The 11,062-nt window shown below is 40.2% G+C and carries 9 protein-coding genes; 6 read left to right on the top strand and 3 right to left on the bottom strand.

All coding sequences use genetic code 11. From position 1 onward, the window contains the following. Positions 1-250: 250 nt before the first annotated feature. The 3 genes from VEI_RS09035 to VEI_RS09025 all read right to left on the bottom strand — a co-directional run bounded on the left by VEI_RS09035 (position 251) and on the right by VEI_RS09025 (position 4,650). Positions 251-1,108, bottom strand: coding sequence for a methylenetetrahydrofolate reductase (locus VEI_RS09035; protein WP_082161474.1), 858 nt, complete (start codon positions 1,106-1,108; stop codon positions 251-253). Positions 1,109-1,231: 123 nt separating this feature from the next. After that, on the bottom strand, positions 1,232-3,664 hold the full coding sequence (locus VEI_RS09030; RefSeq protein WP_059364497.1) for a homocysteine S-methyltransferase family protein: 2,433 nt from the start codon (positions 3,662-3,664) through the stop codon (positions 1,232-1,234). Positions 3,665-3,885: 221 nt separating this feature from the next. Continuing rightward, positions 3,886-4,650, bottom strand: coding sequence for a vitamin B12 dependent-methionine synthase activation domain-containing protein (locus tag VEI_RS09025; RefSeq protein WP_059364495.1), 765 nt, complete (start codon positions 4,648-4,650; stop codon positions 3,886-3,888). 405 nt (positions 4,651-5,055) lie between these two features. On the opposite strand from VEI_RS09025, the gene VEI_RS09020 reads away from it, so the two are divergent. From VEI_RS09020 to VEI_RS08995, 6 genes are all read left to right on the top strand, one after another. Next, on the top strand, positions 5,056-5,829 hold the full coding sequence (locus VEI_RS09020) for a ParA family protein (protein WP_059364493.1): 774 nt from the start codon (positions 5,056-5,058) through the stop codon (positions 5,827-5,829). Between the two features lie 116 nt (positions 5,830-5,945). Continuing rightward, positions 5,946-6,857 (top strand): ParB/RepB/Spo0J family partition protein, encoded by a 912-nt coding sequence (locus VEI_RS09015; RefSeq protein ID WP_059364492.1) that lies wholly within the window; start codon positions 5,946-5,948, stop codon positions 6,855-6,857. Further along, positions 6,857-8,158: a [FeFe] hydrogenase H-cluster maturation GTPase HydF gene (hydF, locus tag VEI_RS09010; RefSeq protein ID WP_059364491.1), complete on the top strand. Its 1,302-nt coding sequence runs from the start codon at positions 6,857-6,859 to the stop codon at positions 8,156-8,158. The genes VEI_RS09015 and hydF overlap by 1 nt, the downstream gene beginning before the upstream one ends. Next, positions 8,152-8,673 carry a DUF4446 family protein gene (locus VEI_RS09005; RefSeq protein WP_059364490.1) on the top strand — a complete coding sequence of 174 codons (522 nt, stop codon included), beginning with the start codon at positions 8,152-8,154 and terminating at the stop codon, positions 8,671-8,673. Before hydF ends, VEI_RS09005 begins: the two co-directional genes overlap by 7 nt. A gap of 74 nt (positions 8,674-8,747) precedes the next feature. Next, complete coding sequence (locus VEI_RS09000; RefSeq protein WP_059364488.1) at positions 8,748-9,704, top strand: M23 family metallopeptidase; 957 nt, start codon at positions 8,748-8,750, stop codon at positions 9,702-9,704. A gap of 768 nt (positions 9,705-10,472) precedes the next feature. Continuing rightward, complete coding sequence (locus VEI_RS08995) at positions 10,473-11,051, top strand: cob(I)yrinic acid a,c-diamide adenosyltransferase (protein WP_059364486.1); 579 nt, start codon at positions 10,473-10,475, stop codon at positions 11,049-11,051. The last annotated feature ends 11 nt before the right edge of the window (positions 11,052-11,062 follow it).

The following is an 11,062-nucleotide window of genomic DNA, read 5'->3' as shown; positions in this document are numbered from 1 at the left end:
CATAGGATTTTACAAATCTAATTTTCTTGGTATTTCTTATATTTTAAAGGGACTGCAACTAGAATGCGGTAAAACCGCATTCTGTTACAGCCCCCTTTTAAGATTTGCATATTATTGATCACGTTTTTGCTTAATTATAGAATAAAGAAGCTCCCAATAGCCTCCTAAAAATGACTTCGGGTCCCGCTTTAGCGCGATAGCGTGTCATTTTTGGGAGGCTGTTGGGAGCACTTTTGCTGTTATTTAAGATTTACACGTGATCAATAATATGCAAAGTCGTATCTATATCATTGAGCGGCATGATATGTACGCCAGCTGCGATTTTCTTGATTTGTTCCAGTGTTTCGATGGCGATTTCTGTACCTGCTTCTTTACCGCCTTTTTCTACGCGATCTAGGATGTCTTGAGTAAGGCTGATTCCAGGTACTTTCTCGTGAAGGTATGTAGCCATTTTAAAGCTTTTAAGAGGAATCAAACCGAGCATGATTGGCACGTTGAATTCGGACATTGTATCGATATAGCGTTTAGCTTGTTCTAAATCGTAAATCGGTTGTGTTTGTACGAAATGAGCACCATTTTTGATCTTAGCAGCTAATTTTTGGCGTTCAATTTCTAAATCAGGGGCCCCAGGGTTACCTGTAGCACCGATATAAAAGTTTGTCGGTTCGTCTAAATCGTTGCCTGCTAAATCTTTACCGGCATTTAATGTTTTCGCAATATTGAGTAAGCCCATGCAGTCCACTTCAAATACGGATTGTGCGAATGGGTGGTCCCCATGGTCTGGCTTATCGCCTGTTAGTGTCAAAATGTTATTAACACCAAGTGCTGCAGCACCGAGCAGTTCGGATTGTAAGCCTATGATGTTGCGATCACGGCATGTGAGGTGGAAAATCGTTTCGATATCTTTATTGTGTTGTAATAAGTAGGACAAAGAAATTGGGCTCATACGCATTTTAGACATTGGGCTGTCTGCGATATTAATGGCATCTACCTTGCCTTTTAAGCGAGCCGCTTGCTCAAAAACCTTTTGGGCAGAACTACTTTTTGGTGGATCTAATTCAACGGTGATAGTAAATTGACCGTTTTGGTGTTTCTCTCGTAATGTCATCATGTACCTCGTATGTATTCTTTGTATGGTGAAAGCCCTATATGTACTATATCAGCGTTTTATGAGGCTTTCACCATCATTATTATTATGTATATTATATATATTATATTTCTAGAATAGCGATTATTTCAAAGTGTCAAAGAAATCGTTTGCATGATTTACGGCCGCAATGCCATCCTTGGCGTAAATATCTGCACCTGCTTGGTCTGCGTAGTCTTGAGATACTACGGCGCCGCCGACCATGACCTTAGTTTTTAGGCCTGCCGCACGAATGGCAGCAATGGTGTTATCGATTTGTGGCATTGTAGTGGTCATCAAGGAACAAATGCCTACGAGGGCCGCCTTGTTGTCCTTAATGGCTTGTACGATAACCTCTGGATCAACGTCCTTGCCAAGGTCAACGATTTTGTAACCATTGTTTTCAAGCAATGCAGCTACGATATTTTTACCTAAATCGTGAATATCGCCCTTAACTGTAGCTACGATGACAGTTCCTTTGTCTAGACTTTCACTAGCTGGAATAATTTCTTTGATGGTGTTGAAAGCAGCTTGCATTGTTTCAGCAGCAAGCATAACTTGTGGTAAGAATAATTTACCAGAGCCAAACTTGTCCCCTACTACGTTCATTGCCTCTGAAAGCCCTTTTTTCGTAATATCTAATGGATCCATACCGTCTGCTAAAGCCTTTTTAACAAGCTCAACAATGGCTTCCTTTTCACCTTGCTCTACGCAAGCACGAATATTGGCTAACGGATCATTGCTGTCAAAGGATGCTTTATCTGGACCTTTTGGTGCCGCATTTCCTGGGGCGGTTGTTTCGTCTTCGTAGCCGTATTCTTTAATGAATTCGGCAGAGCCTGGATCCCAGCCAAGAAGTGTGGAGCTTGATACGAATGCTTTTTTAGCGGCGTAGTTAAGTGGGTTCATAATTGGCGTAGTTAAGCCTGATGCGAGTGCCATTGTTAAGAACTGACCGTTTAAGTATGGACGTTGTGGCATACCAAAAGAAATATTGGATAGGCCCATAACCGTTGGAAAACCAAATTTTTCTTTATATAAACGCAATGTTTTTAGAGTTTGTCGTGCACTATCTTCCCCACTAGCAAGTGTTAATACCAATGGATCAAGTAAAAGGTCATGAGGTTGTAAACCATAGTTATAAGCGCGATTTACGATGCTTTCAGCTAAAGCGACACGGTCCTCTGCTTTTTCTGGTAAATCTCCGCTGGAAAGTGGCAAACAAAGTAATGCAGCACCGTAGCGTTTAGCCAAAGGCATAACATGTGTGATGGACTCCTCTTCTCCGTTTACGGAGTTAATAAGGGCGCGACCTGGATAGTTTTTAAGGGCCACTTCCATAGCTGCGGGGTCTAGTGTGTCGATGGATAAAGGCGTTTCAACAAGCATGGATAGCTCAAAAATCGCTTTTTCCATCAAAGGTGTTTGGTCCATGCCAGCAACGCCCATATTTACGTCGAGAATATCTGCACCAGCCTCTACTTGATCTAATGCGTCGCGTTTTACACGGATGAAAGAACCATCGCGTAACTCTTGAGCTAATACTTTTCGACCTGTTGGGTTGATACGTTCACCAATAATTAATGGCTTTACATTATGACCTAACTCAAGAAGTTTTGTACGGCTTGTAATGATTGTTTTAGGCTCAATATAAGCACGCTCTTTTGGTATGTGTGCTTTTACAGCATTGGAAATAGATTGAATATGAGCTGGTGTTGTACCACAGCAACCACCTACATAACTTGCACCTGCATCAACGATAGCAAGCATCATTGGCCCCATCTCTTCAGCCGTTAATGGGAATACAGTTTGTTTGTTGATGAGTTGTGGCATACCTGCGTTCGGTTGACAGCTGATTGGTAAATTCGTCACACTTGCAATTTCCTCAATAAGCGGTGTGATTTGCTCAGGTCCAAGAGAACAATTGATACCGATGATATCTGCACCAATGGCTTCTACGATGGTAGCTGCTACTGCAGGTGGCGTGCCTGTAATAGTACGTCCATCTTCACTGAAAGAAAATTGACAAATAATTTGTACGTCTTCTTTAGTTTTCCCTGCTTCATTACGTGCATCTAAGGATGCCAATAATGCGGCACGCATTTCTTGTACGTCGATAATCGTTTCAATGATGATAAAATCTACACCACCTTCGATTAAAGCATCTGCTTGCTCTTTGTACGTATCGTAAATATCATCGAAACTCATATTGCCTAAAGGTTGCAAAAATCGTCCTGTAGGGCCCATAGAACCGGCTACGCGGGCAGATGGTTTAACCTCTGCAATTGCTTCTTTGGCAACCTTTACAGCTGCTATATTTATTTCTTTTACACGATCTTGTAAATTGTAATCTTCTAATTTAAGGCTACAAGCACCGAATGTATTTGTAGTAATCACATCACTACCATGTTGTAAATATTGAGCGTGGATATTTTTTACTACTTCTGGTCTTTCTACGTTAAATAATTCTGGGCAATAACCTTCTTCAAGGCCTGCGGCTTGGAGCATTGTACCCATAGCGCCGTCAAAAATGTACATGTGAATCATCCTTTATATATTGCAATCTGCTTCGGTCCCCAAGGACGTTCGCCCTCCACCGCCTTAACGGTCTTCGGCCGAGGGCCTCGACCTAGCAAAGTCGGGCTCAGAACCTTGGTGACCTACATTAGATTTATAATTATTAATGTTATAAATGAATTGTTTCACGTGAAACATTTTTGCCTGCACATGGGTACAAGGAAATGTTTCACGTGAAACATTTAGTTTGTTGGTTGTCCTTTCATTGTGATGCTAGACGCATCTGCTGTGCTTTTTTCGCAAGGTACTTGATCGTTTGTGTTTTGTGTACTTGCTTTTTCTGGAAGTTTTCTCGATGCACAGTCTTTTTGTGAACAGGATGTACAACCTCTTTTAGTTTTTATGTCTTCGTTAGCTGGCATTAAGCCGATAATGGCTGTTACAGATTTTCTTGGAAATAATAAGAAATTATCTGTAACTTGTAGGCCGATTTGTTCGGTCTTAATAATTTTAGCTAAATCTTTTTGGACTTCTAAAGGCCAATTTCCATAACCTGGGCTAAAGCGCCATGTAGGTTTGTAGCCTTGTTTTTTTGCTATTGTATTGATTACTTCATTAACTTGGTCTGCCACTTGCTCGACAGCTGTTGTAGCAGCTGCATCAAGTAGTAATCCTACTGTATAATTACCTGCTTTAAACAGTTGTTCGCTCCGCACTTCTACATCTTCACCTACGGTAACGCCTAATACATATACCTTTGTAGATTTTTCTAAATGTTTTTCTATTACAGAACCTTCAATCTTAAATGGTGGATTGCTAAGAATTGTTTTAGTCTCAGCGTCGTATTCATATTCTTGATACACACCTTTTGGTGTTGCTAGTAATTGGATTTCTTTACAAGCTTCATCAACAAATTTTTGAGGAAAATCCTCTGCATGTCGAAGTCCAGCATATCGCTTTACTTCGTCCTTGTTTATTACCGGAAGCATTCCGTTATATATGGGCATGTGAAACGCCTCCTTTATAATGGTATATAAAATAGCTTTAGAGCTGTTAAATCGATAAAATACTATCTTTTATAAGTATAAATATATCCTTATGTACTGTAAAGGTTATAGCTTCATATAATTTATTGAGGTGCGTCCATAGATAAAAGTTATATAACACGTAATTGCATAAGGAACACGTAATACTGTGTTTGCAAAAAACTCTATAGAATTTAAGTTTTGGAATTTCTTTTAATGAGTTATTCTTGTATATAAATTTGAAATGTTTCACGTGAAACATTTCAGATAAGTTTACATAGATTCATGAAAAATTACTTTGTAAAGTCTATAAAGTTCTATTTCTTTTATGTACCCTATGTTATAATGAAATGAAATATTTTTAAACGTAAAGTCGAGGTGAATATTGTGGGCAAAGTAATAGCGATTACTAATCAAAAAGGCGGTGTAGGAAAGACTACAACATCTGTTAATCTCAGTGCTTGTTTAGCTGATGCAGGCAAAAAGGTGTTGTTGATTGATTTAGATCCGCAAGGTAATGCTAGTTCCGGTTTGGGCATTGAAAAAGATGATTTAGAGTTATGTATTCACGATGTACTGATAAATGGCGAGGATATTATTAATGTCATTCAAACTACAATGCTTAAAAAGTTATTTGTAGCGCCTGCAACAATTCAATTAGCCGGTGCTGAGGTTGAATTAGTAGGGGTTGTTTCACGTGAAACAATTTTGAAAAAAGCCCTTGTTTCTGTACGTGATGACTATGATTTTGTTATCATAGATTGTCCGCCATCCCTTGGATTGCTAACATTGAATGCTTTCACAGCGGCAGATAGCGTATTGATTCCTATTCAAACCGAATTTTATGCATTAGAAGGCGTTAGTCAACTTGTTAAAACGATTACAATCGTACAGCAAACATCAAATAAGAATCTTGAAATTGAAGGTGTATTACTTACAATGTTTGATGGACGCACAAATCTATCTATACAAGTTTCCGATGAAGTAAAAGCCTTCTTTGGGACTAAGGTGTATAAAACGGTGATTCCTCGTAATGTACGTCTTAGTGAAGCACCTAGCTATGGTGAACCGATCATTGTGTATGATCCAAAATCAAAAGGTGCTGACGTGTATACTAAATTAGCTAAAGAGGTCGTCAAGGCTTCTAAGAAAACTAAATAAATGTAATTTAGATAATAATAAATATAATGATGTAATGTAAGCACAAACTGTATATTAGTTTGTGCTGCATTTTATATATGACGGTGTGTGAAAGTACTAATAGATTGGGGATTATTATGGCGATGAAACAGAAAAAGGAAAGAAAAACATTAATGGCAATGATGGGAGAGCCATCCATTGAGACGGCCTTGCCTGATCGTGAAATCCATGAATTGCCAATAGGGGAATTGATGCCTAATGAAGATCAACCACGTAAAAATTTTGATGAACAAAGTTTGGCTACACTAGCTGAATCCATTAAAAACCTTGGCATTTTCCAACCAATCGTCGTGCGTAAACAAAAGGATAAATACCAAATCGTAGCCGGTGAACGTCGCTATCGTGCAGCTTTGACGGTAGGGCTAGAAACTGTTCCTGTAGTAGTAAAAAATTACAATACAGAGGAAATGACAGAGGTTGCATTAGTAGAGAATTTGCAACGTGAAGGTCTCGATCCAATTGAAGAAGCATTGGCATACCAAGGCTTGATGAACACGTATAAGCAAACACAAGAAATGATTTCTGCTCGTCTTGGCCGTAGTCGCTCTTATATCGCTAATATGATGCGTCTTTTGAAATTGGCTGCATCTGTGCAAAAGGATTTAATTGAAGGGGATTTGACCGTTGGTCAAGCCCGTCCTTTGTTGGCTTTGCGTAGTGCAGCACAACAAGTAGAAGCGGCAGAACGTATTAAAGAGGGTGAACTTAGCGCTCGTCAAGCAGAACAACTTGTGAAAGCGATGATGTCGAAAAAGACTAAAGCTAAAGAAACAGAAGAACCGCATAATACAGCTGAGGTTCGTGCTTTAGTTGACCGTTTGAAATTGAGTTTAGGATCTCCTGTATCTATCAAATTCCGTGCAGGGAAGAAGGTACAAGGTAAAATTGAGATTGCCTTTAGCTCTGAATCCGAATTAGAACGTCTCATCGCTTATATGGACGCTCAAGAGAGTACAGGCGAAGAAGAAACAATGGAGTTTCGCGTATAATGGAACAAACACCAAAGGCTAACCGCGTGCACATCGGCTTTTTTGGCCGGTGTAATGCAGGGAAGTCTACGTTGATTAATATGCTTACGGATCAACCGGTATCCCTCGTATCTGAGGTGGCAGGGACAACTACTGATCCTGTAAGTAAATCTATGGAAATATTGCCTCTAGGTCCTGTGGTTATTACTGATACGGCTGGTATCGATGATACTTCGGAGCTGGGTGCTCTTCGTATTGAAAAATCTGAAGAAATTATTAAAAAAATTAATCTGGCTGTTTACGTACTGCGTAATGATCAAGCGCCTACGGCTGATGACATGATGTGGCTTAATAAATTAAAGCAAAATAATGTGCCCATCGCACTGTTTATCAACGAAATTAATACTTCTCCTAGTGAAAGTACTAGTAACAATCAAAATTATGTAAGTGAAAGTACGTCAAATAAAGCTAACAATGCTCATCAAGGTTATATTAATACATATTCTGAACTGACATCTATTGCTACTGTAGTAGGTTCTACTGACTTTACATCTAATCGAGATCGCCTGATGTTACTCGATTTATTGGGTGGATTAACGCCACTAGATGTAGAAGGGGAGCAAACTCTGTTGCAGGGTTTAGTAGAACCAGGGGATACTATTGTTTTAGTATGTCCTATCGATTCTGCTGCACCTAAAGGGCGTTTGATTTTGCCACAGGTACAAACGATTCGAGAGATACTAGACCATAAAGGGCTAGCCTTGGTCTGTCAAACAGAAGAACTGCCAACCCTGTTAGGTAAGATTTCACAAAAACCAAAACTTGTCATTACAGACTCGCAAGCCTTTGAGGCTGTTAACGCATTGACACCAGCAGATATTCCGTTAACATCCTTTTCCATTTTGATGGCTCGATTTAAAGGCAAATTACAGGATTTGGTAATGGGTGTAAATGCTTTGAATAATCTGAAACCAGGCGCACGTGTGCTCATTAGTGAAGGTTGTACGCATCGACGTCAGTGCGATGATATTGGAACCGTTAAAATTCCTATGTGGCTGAAAAAGAAGGGGCATACGGATTTACACCTTGAATTTACAAGTTGTGGTGCATTCCCTAAGGATGTAAGTGGTTATGACCTTATTATCCATTGTGGGGCTTGTATGTTGACGCGGCGCGAAGTGCTTCGACGCATCGATTATGCCGTTGTTCAAGGTACGCCTATCGTGAATTATGGTGTACTTATTGCGTCATTACATGGTATACTAGAACGTGCTATTAGTCCGTTTTTGGACGAATTAGATAGAAAGGGATTTGAATGTTAGAAACTATACAACCCTATATCGGCGTATTAGGATGCGTACTATCTGCTATTTTGCTTGTATATTGCATCACTTTGCACATCCGATTGGGAAGCTTAACGAAGAAGTTCAATTTCTTTATGCAAGGCGAAAATGGGGTTAGCCTAGAACGTAAACTTTCAGTAGAAATCACTGAAATTAGAGAGGCTGCAAAAGGTTTGCAAGATATGATTGCAGAACAAACGCAAATTCGCAATATTCAAGGGAATACATTGCAAAAAATTGGCTTTAAAAAATACAATGCCTTCGATAATATTGGCAACGATTTATCCTTTGCTCTCACATTGCTTGATGGCAATAACAACGGTGTTTGCATTTCCAGTATTTATGGCCGCAACGACTCTCGTATTTTTAGTAAACCTATTGTGAAAGGTAAAAGTCTTGTTAATCTTTCACAAGAGGAACTGGAAAGTTTAAATGAAGCGCTAGGTGAACGTACTAATGAGGAAGCGTTAGCGAGCGTTATCCATTCCCAATAGGCAAATTGCTTTGTTGTGTTCGTATTGAACACACATGCATGAAGAATTGAGGAAAGATTAAAAGTAAGGAAGACATTTTGAAAGTACCAAGTATTTTAAGTTCTGTAGTGTCTCAAAATGGTGAGAATACCACCATTACATTGAGCCATAAACAAGCGAAGATAGCCGCAATCGTGGGAACTATCTTATTTGTAGCAGCACTTGTTTTGACTATTTGGGGCATTGCACGACAAGCAGAAATTGTTCAATTGCGCCAACAAACACAATTGCAAACAGAACAATTAAAATTGTTACAACAAAAAACAGAAGTGTTGGACAAGAAAATCCAAAACTTAAATCAAATTAGTGAAGAAAACAAGCAAATGTTGAAGGGCGCTGAATCTGGCACACCATCTCAAGGTGGTGGCGATGGCTCTGACCCAAAGCAAGTAGCCGCTAGCGATGAGACTAGTCCCACGCTAACTGCGGCACAGCTTTCAGCTAGACTATCCAAACTAGATAAGGATGCTCAAAAATTATTGGTTAGTTTCTACACGATGCGCAATATTTTGCGTGATGGTGGGGCCCAAGACATTGCAGCTTTGCAACAATTGAACTACACCGTTGGCTCCGGTGGTTATACGAATAGTACAACCCCAAGCATCTGGCCAAGTAAGGGTGTTATTACATCTCCTTATGGTAGCCGTATCGATCCTGTAACGGGCGCAAGCAGTGCATTCCACGAGGGTATCGATATCGCCGATGATTACGGCACATCCATCGTTGCTACCGCAGCGGGGACCGTAACAATTGCAGGCTACACCGATGGGGGTTATGGTAACCTTGTGGAAATCGATCATGGCAATGGATTTGTGACTCGTTATGGCCACAATAGCGCCGTCCTCGTTACACCTGGTATGAGCGTTAAACAAGGTCAAGTGATTGCTCTTATGGGTAGTACTGGTAAAAGTACAGGCGCACACGTCCATTACGAAGTGCGAATCAATGGGACCGCAGTTGATCCAATGGTATTTTTGCCAATTAGTAATTAAATACGCTATAAGACGGGATACCCCCTGTTCGAAAGCCGACACGCTACTGCGCTTACGCGGAGCCCGAAGTCGTCTTCGAACAGGGGGTATCTCTTTTAGCGTATTAATAATTACTAAACTAGCGGGAGTGGGGAAGCTACTGCGCTTACGCGGAGCCCGAAATCATTTTCCGGAGGGGTCTATCTTTTTTCTATCTAAATTTAGTTGACTAATTGGCATAAAATACCTAGGGTATAACTTAGTTTAGAGAAGGAGCCCGACGCAGGGTGTGAGCTAACAGAGGAGTGTAGCGACGCATGGGAGCCACACATCGCCAATCCAGATGCGTAAGATTTTCCAAAGGAAAATCCACAGCAACTGGGGAAGTCGTTTTTGGAGGACACTCCCTTTCTACGCTATATATTAATTACTAAAATGGCTGGGTTGGCAGAGCGTTCATACACCTTAATTAATACAATTCTTGTATAGGATTGGAATAGATATCTTATTTGCAAATTAAAGGAGATAATAAATCTGTTCCTCATATATAGTTAGTATACTAATTTAAAAGGGATGAGGGGCCTGAAAAAACGACTTTGGCCCTGCGAAGGCCGTAGGCCGGAGTCAGACCCGGCCGGTGGAGTTTTTTCGGGTCCCTCATCCCTTATGTTTATGTATGTAATTGTAATAAGGAACAGATTTTTATGTATTATATTGCATAATAAGGATATCTATTCCTTTTCGTCTATAAATATTGTACAATTATGGTATATGAACGGAGGTATATCTATGAAGGCCTATGTACAAGTTTATACCGGCGAAGGCAAGGGTAAAACGACGGCTGCAATCGGTCTCGCTATACGAGCTATAGGCGCTGGCAAAAAGGTTTTATTTTTACAGTTCATGAAGTCTAAAGTGTATAGTGAACACAATATTTTACCGTCCCTCAAAAATATTACATTAGAAACTGTAGGTAAACCGTTTTTTATCATCAAGGAAGGCATGAAGAGCAAGGATGAGCTCGCCAAATGGGGTGATGAGGTGGTTGTATTTGAATCAGGAAATCCACCTAAGGATTATGTGGCTCTCATTGAAAAGGGCTATGAACGTGCGCTAGAGGCTGTATCTAGTGGCGAATATGATTTAGTGGTTCTCGACGAATACAACATGGCTTTGTTCTTTGAACTCATTGACTGGAAAAAAACGGAGGCTCTATTAGAGGCTCGTAATCCTGAAACCGAAGTGGTGTTTACGGGGCGCGGGGCACCGCAAGAACTTCTTGATGTGGCCGATCTTGTAACGGAAATGAAGGAAGTTAAGCATTACTACATGCAAGGTGTAATGGCTCGCAAGGGCATTGAAAATTAGAGCATACTTTC

The organism is Veillonella tobetsuensis (assembly GCF_001078375.1).
Taxonomy (GTDB): Bacteria; Bacillota; Negativicutes; order Veillonellales; family Veillonellaceae; genus Veillonella; species Veillonella tobetsuensis.
This window is presented reverse-complemented; position numbering and strand designations above follow the sequence as displayed.

Coding starts and splice junctions, on each gene's coding strand:
- VEI_RS09035 (WP_082161474.1), bottom strand. CDS start 1,108: ATGACATTACGAGAGAAACACCAAAACGGTCAATTTACTATCACCGTT.
- VEI_RS09030 (WP_059364497.1), bottom strand. CDS start 3,664: ATGTACATTTTTGACGGCGCTATGGGTACAATGCTCCAAGCCGCAGGC.
- VEI_RS09025 (WP_059364495.1), bottom strand. CDS start 4,650: ATGCCCATATATAACGGAATGCTTCCGGTAATAAACAAGGACGAAGTA.
- VEI_RS09015 (WP_059364492.1), top strand. CDS start 5,946: ATGGCGATGAAACAGAAAAAGGAAAGAAAAACATTAATGGCAATGATG.
- hydF (WP_059364491.1), top strand. CDS start 6,857: ATGGAACAAACACCAAAGGCTAACCGCGTGCACATCGGCTTTTTTGGC.
- VEI_RS09005 (WP_059364490.1), top strand. CDS start 8,152: ATGTTAGAAACTATACAACCCTATATCGGCGTATTAGGATGCGTACTA.
- VEI_RS08995 (WP_059364486.1), top strand. CDS start 10,473: ATGAAGGCCTATGTACAAGTTTATACCGGCGAAGGCAAGGGTAAAACG.